At 65.7% G+C, this 20,731-nt stretch carries 20 protein-coding genes and 1 riboswitch; of the genes, 4 read left to right on the top strand and 16 right to left on the bottom strand.

Annotated elements, in window-relative coordinates; genetic code table 11:
• The first annotated feature begins 168 nt into the window (after nt 1-168).
• Nucleotides 169-1,572, top strand: a complete 1,404-nt coding sequence (locus tag AB6M95_RS06385; RefSeq protein WP_371385904.1) for an anion permease — start codon at nt 169-171, stop codon at nt 1,570-1,572.
• A 136-nt stretch (nt 1,573-1,708) separates the two neighbouring features.
• On the opposite strand, the gene AB6M95_RS06380 is transcribed toward AB6M95_RS06385, so the two are convergent.
• Nucleotides 1,709-2,368, bottom strand: coding sequence for a hypothetical protein (locus AB6M95_RS06380; protein WP_371385903.1), 660 nt, complete (start codon nt 2,366-2,368; stop codon nt 1,709-1,711).
• Nucleotides 2,369-2,589: 221 nt separating this feature from the next.
• Between AB6M95_RS06380 and AB6M95_RS06375 the strand changes: the two genes are divergently transcribed.
• Nucleotides 2,590-3,381 (top strand): hypothetical protein, encoded by a 792-nt coding sequence (locus tag AB6M95_RS06375; RefSeq protein ID WP_371385902.1) that lies wholly within the window; start codon nt 2,590-2,592, stop codon nt 3,379-3,381.
• Nucleotides 3,382-3,451: 70 nt separating this feature from the next.
• Nucleotides 3,452-4,522 carry a peptidylprolyl isomerase gene (locus AB6M95_RS06370; protein WP_371385901.1) on the top strand — a complete coding sequence of 357 codons (1,071 nt, stop codon included), beginning with the start codon at nt 3,452-3,454 and terminating at the stop codon, nt 4,520-4,522.
• A gap of 145 nt (nt 4,523-4,667) precedes the next feature.
• Here AB6M95_RS06370 and AB6M95_RS06365 read toward each other — a convergent pair whose 3' ends face one another.
• From AB6M95_RS06365 to thiS, 7 genes are all read right to left on the bottom strand, one after another.
• Nucleotides 4,668-5,693, bottom strand: coding sequence for a 2,3-butanediol dehydrogenase (locus AB6M95_RS06365; RefSeq protein WP_371385900.1), 1,026 nt, complete (start codon nt 5,691-5,693; stop codon nt 4,668-4,670).
• Between the two features lie 405 nt (nt 5,694-6,098).
• Complete coding sequence (gene thiC, locus AB6M95_RS06360; RefSeq protein WP_371385899.1) at nt 6,099-7,403, bottom strand: phosphomethylpyrimidine synthase ThiC; 1,305 nt, start codon at nt 7,401-7,403, stop codon at nt 6,099-6,101.
• 5 nt (nt 7,404-7,408) lie between these two features.
• Nucleotides 7,409-8,062: a thiamine phosphate synthase gene (thiE, locus tag AB6M95_RS06355; protein WP_371385898.1), complete on the bottom strand. Its 654-nt coding sequence runs from the start codon at nt 8,060-8,062 to the stop codon at nt 7,409-7,411.
• Nucleotides 8,059-8,688, bottom strand: coding sequence for a sulfur carrier protein ThiS adenylyltransferase ThiF (gene thiF, locus AB6M95_RS06350; protein WP_371385897.1), 630 nt, complete (start codon nt 8,686-8,688; stop codon nt 8,059-8,061). The genes thiE and thiF overlap by 4 nt, the downstream gene beginning before the upstream one ends.
• Nucleotides 8,685-9,821, bottom strand: coding sequence for a 2-iminoacetate synthase ThiH (gene thiH, locus AB6M95_RS06345; RefSeq protein ID WP_371385896.1), 1,137 nt, complete (start codon nt 9,819-9,821; stop codon nt 8,685-8,687). The genes thiF and thiH overlap by 4 nt, the downstream gene beginning before the upstream one ends.
• Nucleotides 9,818-10,597 (bottom strand): thiazole synthase, encoded by a 780-nt coding sequence (locus AB6M95_RS06340; protein WP_371385895.1) that lies wholly within the window; start codon nt 10,595-10,597, stop codon nt 9,818-9,820. Before AB6M95_RS06340 ends, thiH begins: the two co-directional genes overlap by 4 nt.
• Before the next feature lie 8 nt (nt 10,598-10,605).
• A complete protein-coding gene (gene thiS / locus AB6M95_RS06335) occupies nt 10,606-10,806 on the bottom strand; it encodes a sulfur carrier protein ThiS (protein ID WP_371385894.1) in 201 nt (66 codons plus the stop codon).
• A 78-nt stretch (nt 10,807-10,884) separates the two neighbouring features.
• Nucleotides 10,885-10,988, bottom strand: a riboswitch (TPP riboswitch).
• A gap of 111 nt (nt 10,989-11,099) precedes the next feature.
• Here thiS and AB6M95_RS06330 point away from each other — a divergent pair.
• Nucleotides 11,100-11,540, top strand: a complete 441-nt coding sequence (locus AB6M95_RS06330) for a hypothetical protein (RefSeq protein WP_371385893.1) — start codon at nt 11,100-11,102, stop codon at nt 11,538-11,540.
• A gap of 68 nt (nt 11,541-11,608) precedes the next feature.
• On the opposite strand, the gene AB6M95_RS06325 is transcribed toward AB6M95_RS06330, so the two are convergent.
• From AB6M95_RS06325 to cdaA, 8 genes are all read right to left on the bottom strand, one after another.
• Nucleotides 11,609-13,039, bottom strand: coding sequence for an SH3 domain-containing protein (locus AB6M95_RS06325; RefSeq protein ID WP_371385892.1), 1,431 nt, complete (start codon nt 13,037-13,039; stop codon nt 11,609-11,611).
• Between the two features lie 12 nt (nt 13,040-13,051).
• Nucleotides 13,052-13,561 carry an OmpH/Skp family outer membrane protein gene (locus tag AB6M95_RS06320; RefSeq protein WP_371385891.1) on the bottom strand — a complete coding sequence of 170 codons (510 nt, stop codon included), beginning with the start codon at nt 13,559-13,561 and terminating at the stop codon, nt 13,052-13,054.
• Nucleotides 13,562-13,631: 70 nt separating this feature from the next.
• On the bottom strand, nt 13,632-15,998 hold the full coding sequence (priA, locus tag AB6M95_RS06315; protein ID WP_371385890.1) for a replication restart helicase PriA: 2,367 nt from the start codon (nt 15,996-15,998) through the stop codon (nt 13,632-13,634).
• 7 nt (nt 15,999-16,005) lie between these two features.
• Entirely contained in the window at nt 16,006-16,731 is a 726-nt protein-coding gene (locus tag AB6M95_RS06310; protein ID WP_371385889.1) for a hypothetical protein, read from the bottom strand.
• Nucleotides 16,732-16,792: 61 nt separating this feature from the next.
• Complete coding sequence (gene galU, locus AB6M95_RS06305) at nt 16,793-17,665, bottom strand: UTP--glucose-1-phosphate uridylyltransferase GalU (RefSeq protein WP_371385888.1); 873 nt, start codon at nt 17,663-17,665, stop codon at nt 16,793-16,795.
• A 22-nt stretch (nt 17,666-17,687) separates the two neighbouring features.
• The gene (glmM, locus tag AB6M95_RS06300; protein ID WP_371385887.1) at nt 17,688-19,040 is read right to left on the bottom strand and encodes a phosphoglucosamine mutase; all 1,353 of its coding nucleotides are present in this window, start codon (nt 19,038-19,040) and stop codon (nt 17,688-17,690) included.
• A gap of 31 nt (nt 19,041-19,071) precedes the next feature.
• A complete protein-coding gene (locus tag AB6M95_RS06295; RefSeq protein ID WP_371385886.1) occupies nt 19,072-19,977 on the bottom strand; it encodes a CdaR family protein in 906 nt (301 codons plus the stop codon).
• Between the two features lies 1 nt (nt 19,978).
• Nucleotides 19,979-20,728, bottom strand: a complete 750-nt coding sequence (cdaA, locus tag AB6M95_RS06290; RefSeq protein ID WP_371385885.1) for a diadenylate cyclase CdaA — start codon at nt 20,726-20,728, stop codon at nt 19,979-19,981.
• Between the last annotated feature and the right edge of the window lie 3 nt (nt 20,729-20,731).

Below are 20,731 nucleotides of genomic sequence, written 5' to 3'. Positions count from 1 at the left end.
GAATCCAAACCGAATGCGCGTTTTGCCCCTTGATTGACTGTACAATTCCAATCTGGCATTGGAGAGAATAGGATAGGAATTATTCGGCGGTGCAGACGTTACCGGCATGGCGATCGTTCACCTCTTCAAACCACACAGCAACCAATGCACCAAAACGAGGTTCGTACCATGAAGACTCTCCTGAAGTTCTCCCCCATCATCGTGGCCGTGCTCATGGCCATCCTGCCCACCCCCGAGGGACTGACCCCCCAGGCGTGGTATTTCCTGTCCATCTTCGTCGGCGTCGTGGTCGGCCTCATCATCGAGCCCGTCCCGGCCGCCCTGGTGGGCTTGTCGGGCGTCGCCCTGGTGGCGGTCCTCGGACTCATCGACCCGAGCCCGACCGTCAACCGCAACTGGGCCCTGTCCGGGTTCTCCAACGGCGTCATCTGGCTGATCTTCTCGGCCTTCATGTTCGCCCTGGGCTACCAGAAGACAGGGTTGGGCAAGCGGATCAGCCTGCAGCTCATCCGCTTCCTGGGCAAGTCCACCCTCGGGCTGGGCTACGCCATCGCCTTTTCCGACGCCATCCTGGCCCCGTTCATGCCGTCCAACACCGCCCGCAGCGCGGGCACCATCTACCCCATCGCCAGCAACATCCCGCCCATGTTCAACTCCACCCCGGACAACGAGCCGCGCAAGATGGGCGCGTACCTGCACTGGGTGGGCATCAGCGCCACCTGCGTGACCAGCTCCATGTTCCTGACCGCCCTGGCACCGAACCTGCTGGCCGTGGACATGATCCAGAAGAGCGTGGGCATATCCATCAGCTGGGGGGACTGGGCCAAGATCATGATTCCGGCCATGCTGCCCCTGTTCGTCCTGACCCCGTGGCTGGGCTATCTGCTCTTCCCGCCGACCCTGAAGCACTCGCCCGAGGCCCCGGCCTGGGCCGCCGAGGAACTGCGCAAGATGGGCCCCGTCAGCACCAAGGAACTGATGATGCTCGGCTACGCCATCCTGGCCCTGATCTTCTGGATATTCGGCAAGCAGCTGCACGTCGACTCCACCGTGGCCGCCATCTTCGTGCTCTCCCTCATGGTCCTGACCAACATCATCACCTGGGAGGACGTCATCACCAACAAGGGCGCCTGGAACGTCCTGACCTGGTTCGCCACCCTGGTGGCCATGGCCGCAGGCCTGAAGAAGACCGGCGTGCTCGACTGGGTGGGCAACATGATCTCCAACAACCTTGCGGGCATGGCCCCGGGCGCGGTGGTCGTCCTGCTGGTCATCCTCTTCTTCGTGCTCCACTACTTCTTCGCCAGCACCACGGCGCACACCACGGCCCTGCTGCCCCTGTTCATGGCCACGGCCGCCCCGCTGCTGCCGCCTGAGATGCTGCCCAAGGTCGCCCTGATGCTGGCCGGTTCCCTCGGCCTCATGGGCATCATCACCCCCTACGCCACCGGCCCCTCGCCCATCTGGTACGGTGCGGGCTTCATCAGCCAGGCGCGCTGGTGGGCGCTCGGCGGCATCTTCGGCCTGTTCTACCTCCTGGCCATGATCGGGATCACAGTCTTCTACGTCTGACCGCGCACCCACACCCGACAAACCGACCGGCCGCACCAGGGTGCGGCCGGTTTTTTCAGGCCCGGAAGACGGAATGGACCCGACAAAAAAAGCCCGGCCATTGGGCCGGGCTTCTGATAGTCACGATGAGGATGCCCTAAAGGACGTGGTGGAAGTCCATGGCGTTTTGCAGGGCGTCGCCCAGGGGGTCGAAGCTGTCCGCCAGGGAGCAGGCCGTCAGGCCGGCCGTGCCCGCGCAATGCCCCGCGCCGAACAGGGCGGGCACATACCCGGCCGCGTCGCCGTGATGGAGGAAAAGCTCGTCGTGGCCGCCGGAAAAGAGTTCGGAATAGGTCAGGACGCCATGACCGGCCTGTACGCCCGAGCCATGAACATGGACCGAATCCAGAGCGGAATGTTCGTCCCCTCCCGAGATCAGGCCGCCCTTGGAGTCCGTATAGTCCTCGATCTGAACGCCCTCATTGTGGTCCGTGAGCGGTCCGGCCGCGGTCTCCACGTCCAGGGCGGTGTTGGAGAAGGCGAAGAGATAGATGTCGCCCGGCACCTGCTCGCCGCCGTGCAGCTCGAACACGGGCAGGCTCCCCTCCTGGGCCATGGACTGGTAATCCTTGAAGATGACCACGCCGCCGTGCTCGCCGGTCAGGACAAGATTCTTGCCGTCGCAGGAGAACAGCACCTCGGAGACAAAGAAACCGAACTTGACCGGCACGTCCGGGAAAAGCGTGTACTCGGCCACTTTGCCGGGCTCGGGGAGATCCACCTGCATGGAATTGTGAGAGGGGGCTGATTCCGCCACAAGAACCTCCAGAGGATAAAAGGTCGGCATCTCCGGGGAGACGATCTGTTCGAAACTCCTTACCATGGCTGGCGTCTTCTGTCAAAAAGGCTGAAATTCCTAGAGTTAGCCTGTGGAAAACTCTTCAACACCTATTATACGCTTACAAAATGCGTCATTTGGTGAAGAACAGGCCGAAACGGTTGACGGGCAACCCCGTTTATCGGTTATAAGATCGAATTATGAAAACCCATACCCCTTCCCTTCCGGCGGTTTCGTTCGGACGACGTCCCCACCTTCTTGCCCCGCTTCTCCTGTGCTGCCTCCTGCTGGCCGTTCCGGCCCGCGCGGCCGATCCCGCGCCGCAGATCAAGCCCTGTGTCGCCTGCCACTCGGTGGAGCGCATCTGCCGCAACGTGGACAAGGGAGACGCGTTCTGGACCAAGACGGTCAAGCGCATGATCGCCAACGGCGCCCACGTGGGTCCGGATCAGGTCCCGGGCCTGGTCGCGCTGCTGGCCAACCCGGACCACGACAAGGTCCGCGAGATCCTGAACTGCCCGTCTCCGGACAGCCTGAAGACCAGCGCGGCCGCCGTCCCCACCGCCGTGATCCTCGCCCACCCCATACTCATGATCCTGACCCTGCTCCTGGCCCTGTGGGTGACCTGGCAGGGCGTGAACCGCGCCCGCTTCTCGCACTTCAAGCAGAAGACCGCCTTCAACTGGAAGGGGCACACCCGGTACGGGCTGGTGGTCATGGGGCTGTGGCTCGCCGGAGCGGTGGGCGGGTCCATCGTCAGCGACATGCTCCACGGCATTCCCGACGCCTACGAACTGCACGAGGGCATGGCTGCGGTCATGCTCTGGCTCATCGCCTTCGGCGGACTCTCGGGCCTGTACATGGACCGCAAGAAGGCCAAGCGCACGCTCCTGCCCATCCTGCACGGCGCGGCCAATCTGCTGCTCCTGCTCCTGGCCCTGGGCCAGCTCGTCACGGGCCTCGTCATCCTCGGCCGCCTGCTCGCGGCCTAGAGCGATTGTCGCGGATTCTACACGGCGGGGCTTGCAACCCCGCCTTTTTTATGTCCATTATCCGCGCATCATGACCGTATTCAACGACAACGCAATCGGCGCACTGGAATTCACCGTGACCTGGGAACGGGACGGCGAACAGTATGAGGAGTGGTTTCTGGGCCGCAGGGTCAATCCGGTGAACGACATCTTTCCGCGCGGCATGCGCGAGGCCCTGGAGGACAAGCGGGCCGGGGAATCCGTGGTCTTCACCTACGAGCCGCGCCTGTGCATCCCCCGGCGCAAGGACAACCTGGTCCTGCGGCTGACCCGCGACCGGCTGCGGCGCAAGACCGTGTCGGGCGAACCGATCCTCCCGCGCGTGGGCCGGTTCTACCCGCAGGGGCACATCGACGGGCTGCTGGACGTCTACCCGGACACCCTGACCCCGTTCCGGCTGGTGGACCTGGACGACGAAACCTTCACCGCCGACCGCAACCACCCCCTGGCCGACGTGCCGGTGACCATCGAGGCGAAAGTCCAGTGCCTGGAGAAGCGCGACACCGGGACCTACGGTTCCCTGACCCACTGGCGCGAGGCCACCTGCGACTGGGGGCCGGGCATGCAGGCCATGCTCGACGGCGAGCCGCCGGACTTCTTCCACCCCGCCTTCTTCGACCGCGCGGCGGACCTCGGCGAGGATTTCCGCCCGCCCGCGCCCGACGCTGCCGCCCTGCGCAACTACCAGCGCATCCTCGCCCGCTTCGTGAAGCCGGGCATGCGCGTCCTGGACCTCTCCCCGGACTCCGAGCGCCCCACCGGCCAATACGACGCGGCGGCCTGCCTCTGCGCCCTCGAATACATGGACCGGCCCGTGGACATCCTGCGCTACATCGCCCACTTCCTGCCGCCCGGCGCGCCCGTGGTCCTGGCCTTCACCGACGCCTTCGACCCGGACCGGGCCATCCGGGGCTGGCGCGAACTCCACCCCTTCGAGCGCATGGGCCTGGCCCTGGAATACCTGCGCATGGCCGGATTCACGAAAAAGTTGGGCACGGTCTCGGTGCGCAACGACTGGCGCGACCGCGACGACCCCGCCTTTCTCGAAACCAGGGGCGTCAGCGACCCGGTGTTCGTGGCCTACGGGCACAGGCCTGAATAAAGAATAGGGAAAGAAAACGACGGCGGGCCGCCACACAGTAGCGGCCCGCTGGATTCGGAGTCGGTGGACCGCACCGACCATCATGTTTTCGACGGCAACGTCTCGCGCCGGCGCAGGGCCTCCGGGCATCCGTCGACGGGTCCGGCTATTCCCCCAGCTTGACGAGGATCTTGATGTTCTCGTCCTTGTTGTTGATCAGCTCCAGGAAGCCTTTCTCCACGATGTCCTCCAGGCCGATGCGGCCCGTGATCAACGGTTCGGCCTTGAGCGCGCCGCCCGCCAGCAGGGCCGATACGCCGATGAAGTCCTCCAGGGTGTAGGCCAGGGTGCCGATGACGCGCTTGTCCGTGCCGCTCAGGCTGAAGAAGTTGAACTCGCTGGGCTCCTCGAAGATGCCCACGATGATGGCCCGGCCCGCGTTGCGGATGATGTCCACGGCCAGGGGGCCGGTCATCTTGTTGCCCACGCACTCGAAGGAGACGTCGGCCCCGGAGCCGTTGGTCATGGCCTTGACCTCGGCCACGGCATCGCATTCGCGGGGGTTGAGGACCACGTCCGCGCCGCACTCCTTGGCCTTGGCGACCCGGGCGGCGGACATCTCCAGGACGATGACCTTGCCCGCACCGGCGGCCTTGGCGGCCATCATGGTGCCCAGGCCGATGGTCCCCGCGCCGATGACCACGACCGTCTCGCCGAGGATGGACCCGGCCTCGCGCACGGCCTTGAACCCGGTGCCCAGCGGCTCGATGACCGCCCCGGCCTCCGGCGACACGCCCTCGGGCAGCACGAAGCAGAGTTCGGCCGGGACGTTGACGTACCGGGCGAACGCCCCGTCATTGTGCAGCCCGGTGAAGGCCAGCTTTTCGCAGACGTTGTAACGCCCGGTCCGGCAGGTGATGCACTCGCCGCAGTGCTGGCAGGCGTCCGGGGCGACCATGTCCCCGACCTTGACGTTGTTCACGCCCTCGCCGACCTCCACCACGATGCCCGTGAATTCATGGCCCAGAATAAGGCTGCCCTGCTTACCGGTCAGGGGATGGGGCGCGTCCACCGGGATGAAGATGGGACCGGCCACGTATTCGTGCAGGTCGGAACCACAGATGCCGCACCACTCGACAGCGATCTTGACCCAGCCCGCCGGGGGGAACGGGGGAACGGGAACGGTCTCCACACGCACATCCTTTCTGCCATGCCATACTGCGGCTCGCATTGTCTCAGTCATAGGTACTTCCTTTGATTTCAGGTTAAGGAATCCACGGTTGCGACCAGCGCGATTGTGACGGTACCCGCCGGATTGCACCCCTCATGCCGGGATGCGCGGGCGCGGCCCCTTGCCCACTCGTCCCGGGACGGGAACTCCAATGAAATCACGACACGAAAAAGACGGATTCCAATACCGGATTCAAACGGTCGACAATGCCGACCTGCCCGGAATTCGAACAGGGGAAGTGGAACTGTCTGCTTTCCGAACAAGTGACGATAACGGAGAATACTCCCGAAAATAATGCGCGGGCGCAAAAAAAAGACCCCGGAGGCGATGCCTCCGGGGTCGGATTCGATCTGGAAAGGGGCCGGGCTAGTCGTCCAGCTGGATGTCCTTGCCCTCGAGCACGCGGTTCATGTTGCGCACGGCGCACATCTTGCCGCACATGGTGCAGGAGTCCTTGTGCTCGGGCTCGGAGGACTTGCGGTATTCCACGGGCTTGACCGGGTCCATGGCCAGGGCGAACTGGGCGTCCCAGTCCAGGGCCGCGCGGGCCCGGGCCATGTTGTTGTCCCAGTCGGCCGCGCCGGGGTAGCCCTTGGCGATGTCGGCGGCGTGGGCCGCGATGCGGGTGGCCACGATACCCTCCTTCATATCCTCCAGGGTGGGCAGGCGCAGGTGCTCGGCCGGGGTGACGTAGCACAGGAAGTCCGCGCCGGACGCGCCCGCGATGGCCCCGCCGATGGCGGCGGTGATGTGGTCGTAGCCCGGGGCCACGTCCGTGACCAGCGGGCCCAGCACGTAGAACGGCGCGTTGTGGCACAGCCTTTTTTCCATCATCATGTTGCCGGGGATCTCGTTCATGGCCATATGGCCGGGACCCTCGATCATGACCTGGACGTTGCGCTCCCAGGCGCGCTTGGTCAGCTCGCCCAGGGTGATCAGCTCCTCCACCTGGCAGGCGTCGGTGGCGTCATACAGGCAGCCGGGGCGGCAGCCGTCGCCCAGACTCAGGGTCACGTCGTACTCCTCGCAGATGTCCAGCAAACGGTCGAAGTGCTCGTAGAACGGGTTCTCGGCGTTGTTGATCTCCATCCAGGTGAACAGCAGGGAGCCGCCGCGCGAGACGATGTTGGTCAGCCTTTTCGCGGTCTTGACCTTCTCGGCGGTGTGCTTGTTCAGGCCCGCGTGGATGGTCAGGAAGTCCACGCCGTCCATGACGTGGCGCTCGACCACCTTGAAGAACTCGTCCACGGTGATGTCCTGGAGGTTCTTGTCGTAGAAGCCCACCGCGTCGTAGATGGGTACGGTGCCGATCATGGCCGGGGACATCTCGACCAGTTTCTGCCGGAATTCCTGGGTCTTGCCGTAGCAGGACAGGTCCATTATGGCCTCGGCCTTCATGCCCAGGGCGGCCCGGACCTTGTCCAGTTCGGGCTCCACGTCGCAGCAGTCCTTGGAGATGCCCAGGTTGACGTTGATTTTGATGCGCATGCCCTCGCCCACGGCCTCGGCGTCCAGGTTCTTGTGGTTCTTGTTGGCCGGGATGATCACGGACCCCTTGGCCATCCGCTCCATGAGGTCTTCGACGCGGATGTTTTCCTTGCGGGCCACGGTCTCCATCTGGGGGGTGACGATGCCCTTGCGGGCGGCGTCCATCTGAGTGGTATATGACATTGGTTCTACTCCTTCGCCGCTTCCATCTGATTGCGGAGGGCGGTTATTTTGGCTGCGATATTCGCGTCCCCGACGATCTCGGTGACCAGGGCGGCGCAACGCGCGCCGTGCCGGACCACCTCGCCGAGGTTGTGTTCCTTGATGCCGCCGATGGCGACAAAGGGGATGTCGTGGTTGGCGACCACGTAATCGAGGTATTCGAGGCCCACCGGGTCGACCACGTCATCCTTGGTATAGGTCCGAAAGATGGGCCCCACGCCGATGTAGTCCGCGCCGCGCCGGATGGCGTCGCGAGCCTGCTCCGGGCCGTGGGTGGACAGGCCGATGGCCATGTCCGGGCCGACCAGTTGGCGCACGCACTCCACGGGCAGGTCCTCCTGGCCCACGTGCACGCCGTCCGCGCCCACCAGGATGGCGATGTCGATGTCGTCGTTGACGATGAAGGCGGCCCCGGCCTCGCGGGTCATCTCGCGGATGATGCGGCACTCGGCCAGCTTCATGCCCGCCTTCTTCTCCTTTTCGCGGTACTGGACGAGCCTCACGCCCGCGTCGAGCATCTCGCGGACCACCTCGATATTGGACCGTCCGTTGGAGAACTTCTCGGCGGTCAGGCAGTACAGGTCGGTGTCCAGGATGTTGTGCCGGTTGAAGGGGGTCATGCGCCCTCCTTGCTGTTCATGGGCCCGAGAAAATGGGCCAGGATGACGTCCGCCTGCTTGGCGGCGGCGATGCCCACCCTCGGCGACAGGGGCGGCGTGTCCAGGGAGCATTCGGTCACGCCGTCGCCGATGAGATAGAAGTTGTCGCGGACCTTGCGCGTGGCCAGCGCGTCGCCGTCGCCGCACCCGCCGATGCCGGAAGCCGAGACCACCAGCCTGCCCAGGGGCAGCAGGGCCTCCACCAGCCTCTTCTTGGCCGCGGCACGGTCGAAGGCCTCGACCACGGCGTCGCAGTCGCCGAACAGTTTTTTCACCCGGGCCACGTCGACCCGCTCGACATAGATGTCCAGGTCCAGGTCGGGGTTCACGGCGCGCATGTTGGCGGCCAGGGCCTCGGCCTTGAACTGCCCCACCTGGGAGCCGAAGAAGGCCTGGCGGTTGAGGTTGGAATACTCCACGCGGTCGAAGTCCACCAGGGTGAACCGGGTGAATCCGCTGCGCACCAGATGCATGGCGCAGTTGGAGCCCAGCCCGCCGCACCCGGCGATGCCGATCTTCACGCCTTGCAGCCGGGCCAGCCTCTCCTCGCCGATGTGGGCGGCGATCCCCTCTTCCACCTTGTTCATGCGCCTTCTCCCGTGGTTTCGAATATGGGCTCCCAGTCCTTGAAGACCGGCTGGTACCCCTTGTCGCGCAGAGCGGCGCAGACCTCTTCCACGCTGCGCGCGTCGCTGATATCGAACTGGCCGGTGTTCTCCTCGTCCATGGTCTCGTCCGCGTGGCCGCCCACGGCCGTGGACACGCCCGCCGACATGCGGGTCACGCCCAACGGCAGGATATTCTCACGGAACTCGGCATTCTCGCGGGTGGACATGGTGATGCCCACCCGGGGCATGAACAGCCGCAGGGCCATGAGGAACTGGACCATGTCCCGATCCGAGACGATGGTCGCGGGCTCCCAGTCGCCCACGTGCGGGCGCATGCGCGGCAGGGACACGGCGATGTCCGTCTCCGGGTACTTATGCATGAGGTATGCCGCGTGCAGGCCGGTCAGCAGCGCGTCGCGCCGCCAGTCGCCCAGCCCGAGGAGCGCGCCGATGTTGACCACGCGCATGCCAGCCTTGCAGGCCCGCTCCGGGGCGTCCAGCCGGAACCGGTAGTCCCGCTTGGGCCCCTTGGGATGGAGCACGGCGTAGAGCTTTTCGTCGTAGGTCTCCTGGAACATGGTCATGCCGTCCACGCCCGCCCGGACCAGCCGGGCATACTCCTCCTCGGTCAGGGCGAAGACCTCGATGGACACGGAAGGAAAGTGCCTGTTCAACACCCGGGTGCAGGCCTCCAGGTAGTCCACCCCGGTCTTGGCCGGGGCGTCGCCGGTGAGGATGAGCAGGTTCTTCAGCCCGGTGGCCGCGATGACCGCACCCTCCGCGTCCACCTCCTCCAGGCTGAGCATGGAGCGGTGGATCTTGTTGGTGCAGTTGAAGCCGCAATAGACGCAGTGGTTGGTGCAGATGTTGGCCAGGTAAAGCGGCGTGAACAGGCTGACGGTCCGGCCGAAGTGCTGGACGGTCAGCCGGCTGGCCTTCTGGGCCATCTCTTCGAGCAGACCGGACGCGGCCGGGCTCATCAGGGCCATGAAGTCCTCCACCGTGACCGTGGTCCGGTTAATGGCCCGGCGCACGTCCTCCTCGGAGAAATCGTCGAACCGCGCGTCGGGCAGCCCCTTGGCGTACGTCTCCACGAGCGGGTAAAAACTCATGCCGCGCCTCCCAGAAAGCCGGTCAGGGGCGAAGAGGCGTCGGCCAGGACGCGCTTGGCGCCGGGGCCGGAGAGATAGGCCTCGCGCCCGGCGCGGACCGCGCGGCCGAAGGCGCGGGCCATCATGACCGGGTCGCTGGCCGTGGCGATGGCCGTGTTGACCAGGACCGCGTCCGCGCCCATCTCCATGGCCTCGCAGGCCTCGGACGGACGGCCGATGCCCGCGTCGACCACGATGGGCAGGTCGATCTCCTCGATGAGGATACGGACCATCTCGCGGGTCTTGAGCCCCCGGTTGGTGCCGATGGGCGCGCCCAGCGGCATGACCGCGGCCGCGCCCGCATCCACCAGCGCCTTGGCCACGTAGAGGTCGGCGTTGACGTAGGGGAGGACGACGAAGCCCTCTTTGGCCAGGATCTCCGTGGCCCTGACCGTCTCGTAGCCGTCGGGCAGCAGGTAGCGGTTGTCCGAGATGACCTCGATCTTGATCCAATTTCCGCAGCCCATGGTCCGGGCCAGCCGGGCGATGCGCACGGCCTCGTCGGCGGTGCGGGCGCCCGAGGTGTTGGGCAGAAGCTGCATGTGTTTGGGAATGAAATCCATGACGTTGCCGGTGGAGGACTCCAGGTCCACCCGGCGCAGGGCCACGGTGACGACCTCTGAGCCCGAGGCCTCGCAGACGCCCGGAATGACGCTGTCGTCGCCGTATTTTCCGGTGCCGGTGAACAGGCGGCTGGTCAGGGTCCTGCCGCCGATCTCGAAAGTATCCTTGCTCATGTTTGCTCCTACCCCCCGCCCACGAAGCGGAGGACTTCCAGATGGTCGCCGTCGTCCAGGCTCACTTCGCCGAACAGCTCGCCGGGAACGATTTCCCCGTTGCGTTCGACGACCACCGCCCGGGGCGCGATCTCTCTTGATTCAAGCAAGGCGAGAATGGTCAGGGGCTCGTCAAGCTCCGCCGCCTTGCCGTTGATGGTGACGATCATGATGGTCTCCTTGCAGGCGCGGTGCCAAAAAAAAGCGCCTGCCTCTGATGTGGGGCAAGCGCGGCATGATGACGAAATCTCATCCTGTGGCAGCTTCCCTCCGTCGGTATTGCCCGAATCAGGTTCAAAGGGTCGGATCGACTCGATCCATCTCAGCCACAAGGGCCCCCCTAGCTGATGGAAACCCTATGCGGTTTTGCAAGACCTGTAAAGTTATTCATAAAGGCTAAAGTCTCGGCCCAACCCGGCCGATAAGGCACCCGTGGCATATAATACAACGGGGGATGTTGTTCATGTTTTCCACACTGTACCAGGCAACCGGTTTCAAGCGGGCTCTCGACCTGTTCGAGGCGGGCCGGTTCGACGAAGGAAAGGCGTTGCTCAAGAGCCTGCAGGACGAGTTCCTGGCGGTCTGCGACGAAAACCAGGCCCTGAAACAACAGCTGGCCGAGGTGGCGGAAGTCCTCGATCTGGCTGAAAAAGTCCAGTTCGACGGCCAGAAGTACTGGCTCGAGGAGGACGGCGAACGCAAGGGGCCGTTCTGCCAGGTCTGCTACGACCGCGACGGGTTGCTGGTCCACCTGCACCAGCGCGAAAACCACTGGGAATGCCAGAGCTGCCAAGGCTTGTACATGCTCCCCCGCGAAGCCGAAAAGTCTCCGCAGAAGAAGCCGCGCATGCGCACCGCCCAGGAAAAGACCGTTCCCCTGTTCCTTGAGCAGGAAATGGGCTGATCCGACCCGATGGAACGAAAAAGCCCCCGCACGAAGACCGTGCGGGGGCTTTTTTCCGTGGCTTCCTGCTACATGAACTTGGTCCCGAACAGGGTGGCCCGCCGGGTCCAGAGTTCGATCATGCCGTCGTAGTCGAACTTGACCACGCCCCAGGACAGGTCGTCCAGGTCCATGCCCGGCAGGTAGACCTCCACCAGCACGTTCTTGGTCACCCGCCGATGGTCCTTCCATAGGCTGGAGGCGAAGTCCTTCAGCGCCGCGCGGTCGGGCAGCTTGGAGGTGTCCAGGAAGACCTTGAGGGTGATCCAGACGTGGCCGTACGCGCGGTTCTCGGACTTTTCCAGGAACTTGTAGCGGTAGCCGTGGGCGTTCTGATCCGGAGAGGGATCGGGCCGCCTGGCGTTCTTGAAGGCGGACCGGTCGATGACCAGGGTCTGCTGCTTGCCCGTGGACAAAGGCCTGGCCTCGAAGGCCGGTTCGGGCGCGGCCGCCGGAGCCGGACTCGGGGAGCGATCGGCCTTGAGCGCCTCGGCCTTGAGGGCTTCGGCGGAGATCTCGGGCTTGGCGGGTGCGGACGGCGCGGCAGGTGCGACGGCCTTGGCGGGCGCGGGCGGCGTCACGGGCGAAACCACCACGCCCGCCTCGCGGGAATTGGCGTCCATGGCGGACTGCAGGGCGTAGCCGATGGAGCTGCTCTCCGACCGGATCATGTCGCTGGCCTTGAAGACCGCGTACCAGCCGTTGCGCAGCAGCCCGAGCTGGACCACGTCGCCGGGCCGCAGGGTCTGGACCAGCGGGGAATTGGTGGTCCGGCTCTGGTGCACGTTGACCTCGTTGGCCAGGGCCACCCGCCGGATGGCCGTGGACGGCTCGGGGACGCGCTCGGCAGGGGCTTGCGCAGCCGGTTCCACCGGTCGGCGGACCTCGGTCGAGGCGGGCGCGGGAGCCGGTTCCGGCTCAGGGGCCGGTGCGGGGGAGGCCGCTCCGGCCGGCTCCAGGTACTTGGTGCTGGCGTAGCCGATGCCGTTCAGCTTGGAGCGGATGGTGGCGCCGGAGGCGAAGACCACGGTCCAGTCGTCCTCGGGAAAGTCGACGAGCACGCGCTCGCCGGGTTGCAGGGTCCGGACCTTTTCGCCCCGGACGTTCGGTTTGGAGCGGATGTTCAGCTTGGTGGACGAGACGACCAGGTCGCCCCACTCCTTGGGCTCGTAACGACCCCGAGTGGGCTTGAGGAATTTGCTGTTGGAATAGCCAGCCGCCTTGGCCTCGCTCGGGTCCGTGGCGTCGGGCTCGTACACGGCCACCCAGCCGTCCTTCTCGTGGGCCACCCGGACCTTCTGCCCGGCGTAGAGGCTGCCGACCCATTCGGCTTTGGGGGAGCGGCCGTCGCGCAGGTTGAGCGGACGGTCCGCGTACAGGATCTGGCCGAAGGCGAAGGCCGGAGCGGAGGACAGGACCAGACAGGCGACGGCTACGATGAGGAAGGGAATTCTGCGCATGGATGTCACCGCCTAGTTCATGGAGTTGAGTTCTTTGATGACCCGATCGGTGATGTCCATGGAACTGTCCACGTAACCGATGATCTCGGGGTCGGTCAGGATCATGGTGAACCCCTGCTCCTTGGCGATGCCCTTGAGGATGGAGTCGGCCCGGCGCATGACGAACCGGATGAGCTGCCGCTCCTCCTGCTGGATCTCCTGGTTGCTGTTCTGGACCAGCTGCTCGTAGTCGCGCGCGGCCCGGCGCAATTCGGTCTCGCGGCTCTGCTGCTCGCTCACGGACAGGGCGTCCTCCTTGAGACCTTCCTGGAGCCTGTTGACCTTGTCCATGGCCTGGCGGACCAGGCGGTCCTTTTCCTTGCCCAGCCGGGCCAGGTCCTCCTGGGCTATCTTGCCTATCTTGGACTCGTTGATGATCCGCTGCGGGTTGACGAACCCGACCTTGGAGGCTTGGGCCAGGGCCGGAACCGCCGACAGGAGCAGGGCGGCGGACAGCCACAGGGACAGGGAAAGACGCTTCATAGGGGGTGATTACCTCATTGTCGTTGAAGAATTGGGACAGCCTAGCCGACAACCCGGCCCCTGTCGATACCTACAGGGTGGACAGGGGATCGAGGTCCAGGCCGGTGCGCACCGCGCGGGGGTCGGGGTTGGCCCGGACCATGGCCGCGTACAGCCCCCGGACCTTGCCCCAGTCGTCGGACTTGAGCAGGCAGTTGAACCGCTTGCGCCCGCGCAGCATGGACAGGGGCGCCGGGGCCGGACCGAGCACGTCGATGCCGAGCGCCCTGCCCTGCTCCCGAAGGAGCTGGCCCATGAGGGTCACGGCCGCCCCGCCGCCCTCGAAGTCGGCCGGAAAACTGATGCGCACCAGGGCCATGTGCGAGAACGGCGGGTAGCGGAACAGGGTCCGCCGGGAGACCTCGCGGTCGAAGAACCCCTGGTAGTCGGCCCCCAGGATTTCCTTCCAGATGGGATGGTCCGGGTTGCGCGTCTGGATGAGCACCCGGCCCGGATGCTCGCCGCGTCCGGCGCGGCCCGCCACCTGCACGAGCAGCTGGAAGGTCCGCTCCGAGGAGCGGTAGTCGGGCAGGTTCAGGCCGAGATCGCCGTCGGCCACGACCACCAGGGTCACGCCCGGAAAATGGTGCCCCTTGGAGATCATCTGGGTGCCCACCAGGACCTGGGCCTCGCCCCGGCCGAAGGCCCCAAGGATCTCCTCCAGCCGCTCCTGCCGCCGGGTCGCGTCGCGGTCCAGGCGCAGGACCTTGGCGTCCTCGGGCAGGAGCTCGGCCAGGGCCTCTTCGAGCTGTTCCGTGCCCTCGCCCATGGGGATGAAATTCACGCCGCCGCACTTGCGGCAGGTCAGCGGGTAGGAGTACGTCCGGCCGCAGTAGTGGCAGACCAGCCGCTCGCGGCCCTTGTGGTAGGTCATGCCCACCTCGCAGTCCGGGCAGCGCACGGTCTCGCCGCAGTCCAGGCAATACATGAGCGGCGCGTATCCCCGCCGGTTGAGCATGACGATGACCTGCTCCCCGGCCTTGACGGTCTCGGTGACCGCCTCGCGCACGCGGTTCGAAAGCAGCTGCTTGGATTTGCCGAGCTCCGCGATATTGACCAGTTCCACTTCGGGCAGCCGGGCGTCGCCCACCCGCTCCTTCAGGGTGGAAACCCGGATGCGTCCCGCGCTGGCGGCCTGGAAGGTCTTGACGTCGGGCGTGGCCGAGCCGAGCAGGAGCAGCCCCTTGCTCCTTCCGGTGCGGAACCAGGCGACCTCCTTGGCGTGGTATGCCAGCCGGTCCTCCTGCTTGAAGGACTCGTCGTGCTCCTCGTCCATGACCACCATGCCCAGGTCGGGCAGGGGCAGGAACACGGCGGACCGGGTGCCGACCACCAGAACCGGGTCCTGGCCACCGGCCAGCTCGCGGAAGGAGGCCTCGCGCTTCTTGGGGCTCTGGTAGCCGTGGTAGAAAATGGTCCGGACATGGGGGAACCGGCAGGCCACGTTGCGGTAGAGTTGGCAAGCAAGGGCCACCTCGGGCGCGAGGAAAAGCACGGACCGGCCCCGCTCGAGCAGCCGCCGGGCCATCTCCATGTAGAGCACGGTCTTGCCGCTGCCGGTCACGCCGTGGACCAGGTGCGCCCCGCCGCCGCCATCGAGGGTCTCGGTCATCTCGTCCAGGGCTGTCCGCTGTTCGTCGGTCAGGGAAAATTCGCAGCCGGGGTCCTCCGCCCCGTCCCGCCCCGCCCCGTCGATCTCGGCCAGGTGGTCGGCGGTCAGCTCGCCCAGCCGAACCACGCCCGCCCCTTCGAGCTTGGCGGCCGCCTCCGGGGCCCAGTCGCCCAGGGTATGGCGCAGGGAGTACAGGCTCTGCGGCCCGTTCTCCATGAGGTGTTCCAACAGCCTGAGCTGGCGCTTGGCGTTGGGCCGCACGGCCCACGGCGGGTCGGATTCCAGGGAGACGTACCGCTCCTCGGCCTCCTTCTTGGCGTTGATGCGCACGCGCATGCGCCCGTCCAGCCACAGCTCGACGAGGGCGGCCCGGTCCTTTTCCCCGGCCCTGACGATGTCGGGCGGACGCAGGGACGCGGGCAGGTTCCGTTCGGTCATGTGCCGGTCCACCTTGAAGGTCACGGCCGCCGTGCGCAGGCCGCGCGGCAGGGCGATCTCCAGGATGCGGCCCACGTGGACCATCTGCCGGGCGGCCAGGTTCACGGCCATGTCCACGAAATCCTTGTCCAGCAAGGGCGAGAGCTCCAGCGGCCAGATCATGTTCTTGATCTCGACGCCTTCGGGCGCGCGCTCGGCCGGACCGACCACCACGCCCGCGCGGTGTGACTTGCCGAAGGGAATGATCACCCGCTGCCCCGGCGAAAGGGGCGGGAAATGCGAAGGGAGCCCGTAGGTCCACGTCTCATAGGGCGGACTGACGAGCGTTACCTGCCAGAGATCGGCCATGGCGGATTTACTGGGCCCGGGGATAGCGGAAGGTCTGCCGCAGGAGGTCGAACGGCATGGGCGGCTCGGCGCACAGCGTGGGGTCGAGGGCGTCGCGGGCGTACAGCTCCTCGCCGTCCGCGCCGTTGATCCGGACCCACTCCACCCGGGCCGCGAGTTCGCCCAGGCTCGAGCGGACCGCAACCTGCTGCGGCACGGGGTAGCCCGCATAGGTCCGGTAGTCGGAGAATTCCACGGTGATCATGCCCGCGTCCGAAGGATAGCGGACCGTGAGCGGGGCCAGGTCTTCATTGTTCAGGTAGACCGTGGGCTTGGTCTCGTCGGCGGGGTCCGCGCCGAGCATGAGGCACGGGGCCTCGCCGCAGAAGCCGTAGCTGCCCGAGGTCACGTCCACGCCCCAGGACTGCCAGGTCTTCACCGGATGGGGGACCAGCCAGACGAACAGAGGCGACAGGGGAAAGGAACCCGCGGTGCACGCCCCGGCCACGTTGCCGAACGACCCCACGGCCACGGCCTTGTCGCCCGCCTGCCACTGCTGCCGCCACTTGCCGCGCGCGTACCACAGTTCCACGGACACGCCGGGATAGTCCGGGAAGGTCATCCTGGCCTGCCAGGAACGCAAGGGGCCGTAGCTCTTCTGCAACCGCGCGGCCAGTTCCTCGCCGTCGGGCACGAAGGCGAAGGCGGGCAACGCGGTCAGACTCAGCATAAGTATCGTCAACAGGGTCTTCATGTTCTCTCTGGATTCCGGATCGAAAAGACGGGCGCCCGCGCGCCCGCCGGTTCATTGCGCGTTAGGACGAGCAGGAAAGCAGTTCCTGCAGCCGCTTGACGAGGTCGTCGCGCAGCTCCTCGTCCTGGAGGGCGAAGTAGATGTTGGCCGTGAGATATTCCACCCAGTCGCCCGCGTCAAACCGCTGACCGGCCAGCCGGACCGCGATGAGCTTGTCCCGGTCGGCCAGTCCCTGGAGGGCGTCGGTCAGCTGGATCTCGCCGCCCACGCCCGCGCGCTGGTCTTCGAGGATGTCGAAGATCTCGGGCAGCAGGACGTAGCGGCCGATGATGGCCAGATTGGACGGGGCCTCCTCGGGCTTGGGTTTCTCCACCAGGTTGGTCACACGGTAGGTGTGGGAGTCGATGGGCTCGCCCTTGATCACGCCGTAGCGGCTGACCTTGGCCCTGGGCACCTCGATGACGCCGACCACGGCCTTGCCGGTCTCCTTGGCGGCCTTGAGCAGCTCGCCGATGCCGGCCTGCACGCCGAACATGAGGTCGTCGCCGAGCATGACCGCGAACGGCTCGTTCTGGCAGACCTCGCGGGCGGTGAGCACCGCGTGGCCCAGGCCGAGCTGCTCCTTCTGGCGCACGCCGATGACGTTGACCAGGCTGGCCACGCGCCGGACCTCTTCGAGCATGGAGGTCTTGCCCGCCCGCTCCAGGAGCTGCTCCAGGAGGAAGTTGCGGTCGAAGTGGTCCTCGATGATGGTCTTGTTCTGGTTGGTGATGAAGACCACGTCCTTCAGGCCCGCGGCGATGCCCTCCTCCACGATGTATTGCACGATCGGCTTGCGGAAGATGGGCAGCATCTCCTTGGGAACGTTTTTCGTGGCCGGGAGTGAACGGGTGCCCCAGCCTGCGACCGGGATGACGGCTTTGGTGATTTCCATATGATCCTCCGCTGTGGTTGTCCTACTTCAGATACTTTTCGCATGCCTCGACGATGTCGCCGGTATACTGCTCCACCAGCGCCGTGTCCTGTCCCTCGACCATGACGCGGCAGACCGCCTCGGTGCCGGAGTAGCGCAGGAGCACGCGGCCCTTGCCCTTGAGGGCGGCCTCCGCCTTGCGCACGGCCTCCTGGACCTCCGGGGCCTGGTCAAAGGGGATCTTGCGCTTGACGTGGACGTTCCGGAGCACCTGGGGAAACGGTTCGAGCAGTCCGGCCAGTTCGGACAGGGGCCGCTCCCGCTCACGCATGATGCGCAGCAGCTGCAGGGCGGCCAGCAGGCCGTCGCCCGTGGTGGCATGGTCCATGAAAATAAGGTGGCCTGACTGCTCGCCGCCCAGCGTCGCGCCTTCGCGGCGCATGGCCTCGACCACGTATCGGTCGCCCACGTCGGTGCGCAGCAGCTGCCCGCCGTGCTCCTTCATGAACAGTTCGAGCGCCATGTTGGACATGACCGTGGCCACGAGCATGTTGCCCGGCAGCCCGCCCTTCTCCATCAGCTCCAGGGCGCACAGGGCCATGATCTGGTCGCCGTCCAGGATGCGGCCGTTCTCGTCGCAGACGATGAGCCGGTCCGCGTCGCCGTCCAGGGCGATGCCCATGTCCGCGCCCTCCTCCACCACCATCCGGGCGATAACCTCGGGGTAGAGGGAGCCGCACTTCTGGTTGATGTTCAGGCCGTCCGGGGCCACGCCCACGGTGATGACTTCGGCCCCGAGCTCCTCGAGCACGTACGGGGCCACACCGTAGGCCGCGCCGTGGGCGCAGTCGAGCACGATCTTGACCCCGTCCAGGGTCAGGTGCTGGGAAAAACTGTTCTTCAGGTAGACGATGTACCGGCCGGGCGCGTCGTTGATGCGGTGGGCGCGGCCCACGTCCTCGGCCGGGGGGTAATCCCACTTGGTCTTTTCGCCCAGGACCAGTTCGCTGATCTCGTCCTCCACCTCGTCCGGCAGCTTGAAGCCGTTGCGGTCGAAGAACTTGATGCCGTTGTCCATGAACGGATTGTGCGAGGCGGAGATGACCACGCCGAGGTCGGCGCGCATGTTTCGCGTCAGGAAGGAGATGGCCGGGGTGGGCATGGGACCGACCAGGAAGACGTCCATGCCGTTGGCGCACAGGCCGCTGGTCAGCGCGGTTTCGAAGACATAGCCGGACAGCCGGGTGTCCTTGCCGATGACCACGCGGTGGTGCTTGTTGCCGTTGCGGAAATATTGTCCCGCGGCCAGGCCGAGCCTGAGCGCGATCTCGGGGGTCATGGGGAAGATGTTCCCCTGCCCCCGCAGGCCGTCGGTTCCGAAGAGCCTTTGTTTCATGGGATACTCCAACTTGCCGCCATGCGGGCGGCTAATTCTTCTTGATGACGATCGTGACCGTCTCCGGATTCTTTTTTTCGAGCCTGCACCCTTCGGGGAGAGCCACTTCGTAGTTCAGCTCGAACTGGCCTTCGGTCACCTTGCCGCCGAAGATCACCGAAGCCAGGATGGACTTGCGGTATTCGTCGTCGTGGAACAGGAAGACCGGGCCCTCGATGAGCAGGCGGACGTATCGTTGCTGGACCGAGACCTTGTACCCTTCCGGGTCCTGATACTCGATGGGCACCTTGACCCATATCTCGCGGGTCTTGGGTGCGAAAAACGCCTCCACGCTGACCTGGCCGGGCGAGGCCTCGATCTCGTCAGGGACCTCCAGGGCCACATTCTCGGCCCAGGACCGGGGCACGTCCTCGGGAAAATCGCCCTTCAGGACCACGCGGGTCTTGGAAATCTTGCGCAGCAGGGTCTCGGGCCCCCGGATGGTGACCACGTCGGGCGAGGCCGTGACCTCCTGGAGCTTGTAGTCGGAATTGAGGTTGCCCGCCCAGGCGGCCTCCACGGTGATCTTCTTGGAGATACGCCGGTCCACCGTGAGCCGGAGGCGGTTGGGCCTGACCTCGATGATCTCGTAGGTGGAGGACAGCGGAATCTTGGCCGGGTCGATGTCCACCACCTGCTCGCCGATCTTCAGGTTGCTGACGTTGATCGGGTAGGCCAGGTTCTGGGAAGCGAGGTTGCCGACCAGTCCCTTGGGCCCGCGCAGGCGCACCTGGATCTTGTCCACCAGCCCGTCCTCGATGATCAACCCCTCGGGCGGATTGGTCATGACCACGGGCATGTCCACCCAGGTCTCCACCACCTCCCGGCCGGTGACCAGGAACCAGGTGAACACGGCCAGGGCTATGGACAGCAGTATGGTTTGCCAGTTCTTGAGCATATCAGCGCCCCAAAGCGTTCTTGAGCACGCGCCGCAGGCGCGTCTCGTCCAGGCTGGTGGTCAGGCGGCCGTTCATGGCCACGGACACTTCGCCCCGCTCCTCGGAGACCACCACGGTGATGGCGTCCGAGCCCTCGGAGATGCCGAGAGCGGCCCGGTGCCGGGTGCCGTACATGGGCTGGCCCCGCAGCTTGTTGGACAGGGGCAGGATGCAGGCCGCGGCCACGATGCGGTCGCGGCGGACGATGACCGCCCCGTCGTGCAGGGGGGTGTCGGCGAAAAAGATGGTCTCGAGGAGTTCCTTGTTGACCTTGGCGTCCAGCTCGATGCCGCGCTCGATGATGTCGCCCAGCGGCATGTTCTTCTCGATGACGATGAGCGCCCCGGTGGAGGTGTGCGACATGGTCATGACCGCCTGGGTCAACTGGTCCAGGGTGTCGTCGCGCACGTCGGACTTGTTCCAGAACCGCTTGGTGCCCACCGAGGCGAGCGCCTTGCGGATGTCGGTCTTGAACAGGATGACCACCACCAGGAACAGGGAGGTCAGGAACTCGCCGAGCAGCGCGTTCAGGGTGTAGAGGTTGAACTTCTCGGCCACGTAGTAGACCACCAGCACGACCACCAGGCCGTAAAGCACGGCGGCGGCCCGGGTCCCCCGGACGAGCACGATGATGTTGTAATAGATGAAGGCCACCAGCCCGATGTCGAGCAGGACCCTCCAGGTGACTTGAATACCGAAAAGCTCAAACATGCG

It is taken from the genome of Pseudodesulfovibrio karagichevae (genome assembly GCF_041414475.1).
Classification (GTDB): domain Bacteria; phylum Desulfobacterota; class Desulfovibrionia; order Desulfovibrionales; family Desulfovibrionaceae; genus Pseudodesulfovibrio; species Pseudodesulfovibrio karagichevae.
Note: the sequence above shows the minus strand (reverse complement) of the source record. Positions and strands in the feature narration are given on the sequence as shown.

Excerpts from the sequence above, each read along its gene's own strand:
- AB6M95_RS06385 (WP_371385904.1), top strand. The coding sequence starts at position 169 with ATGAAGACTCTCCTGAAGTTCTCCCCCATCATCGTGGCCGTGCTCATG.
- AB6M95_RS06375 (WP_371385902.1), top strand. The coding sequence starts at position 2,590 with ATGAAAACCCATACCCCTTCCCTTCCGGCGGTTTCGTTCGGACGACGT.
- AB6M95_RS06370 (WP_371385901.1), top strand. The coding sequence starts at position 3,452 with ATGACCGTATTCAACGACAACGCAATCGGCGCACTGGAATTCACCGTG.
- thiC (WP_371385899.1), bottom strand. The coding sequence starts at position 7,403 with ATGTCATATACCACTCAGATGGACGCCGCCCGCAAGGGCATCGTCACC.
- thiE (WP_371385898.1), bottom strand. The coding sequence starts at position 8,062 with ATGACCCCCTTCAACCGGCACAACATCCTGGACACCGACCTGTACTGC.
- thiF (WP_371385897.1), bottom strand. The coding sequence starts at position 8,688 with ATGAACAAGGTGGAAGAGGGGATCGCCGCCCACATCGGCGAGGAGAGG.
- thiH (WP_371385896.1), bottom strand. The coding sequence starts at position 9,821 with ATGAGTTTTTACCCGCTCGTGGAGACGTACGCCAAGGGGCTGCCCGAC.
- AB6M95_RS06340 (WP_371385895.1), bottom strand. The coding sequence starts at position 10,597 with ATGAGCAAGGATACTTTCGAGATCGGCGGCAGGACCCTGACCAGCCGC.
- thiS (WP_371385894.1), bottom strand. The coding sequence starts at position 10,806 with ATGATCGTCACCATCAACGGCAAGGCGGCGGAGCTTGACGAGCCCCTG.
- AB6M95_RS06330 (WP_371385893.1), top strand. The coding sequence starts at position 11,100 with ATGTTTTCCACACTGTACCAGGCAACCGGTTTCAAGCGGGCTCTCGAC.
- AB6M95_RS06325 (WP_371385892.1), bottom strand. The coding sequence starts at position 13,039 with ATGCGCAGAATTCCCTTCCTCATCGTAGCCGTCGCCTGTCTGGTCCTG.
- AB6M95_RS06320 (WP_371385891.1), bottom strand. The coding sequence starts at position 13,561 with ATGAAGCGTCTTTCCCTGTCCCTGTGGCTGTCCGCCGCCCTGCTCCTG.
- priA (WP_371385890.1), bottom strand. The coding sequence starts at position 15,998 with ATGGCCGATCTCTGGCAGGTAACGCTCGTCAGTCCGCCCTATGAGACG.
- AB6M95_RS06310 (WP_371385889.1), bottom strand. The coding sequence starts at position 16,731 with ATGAAGACCCTGTTGACGATACTTATGCTGAGTCTGACCGCGTTGCCC.
- galU (WP_371385888.1), bottom strand. The coding sequence starts at position 17,665 with ATGGAAATCACCAAAGCCGTCATCCCGGTCGCAGGCTGGGGCACCCGT.
- glmM (WP_371385887.1), bottom strand. The coding sequence starts at position 19,040 with ATGAAACAAAGGCTCTTCGGAACCGACGGCCTGCGGGGGCAGGGGAAC.
- AB6M95_RS06295 (WP_371385886.1), bottom strand. The coding sequence starts at position 19,977 with ATGCTCAAGAACTGGCAAACCATACTGCTGTCCATAGCCCTGGCCGTG.
- cdaA (WP_371385885.1), bottom strand. The coding sequence starts at position 20,728 with ATGTTTGAGCTTTTCGGTATTCAAGTCACCTGGAGGGTCCTGCTCGAC.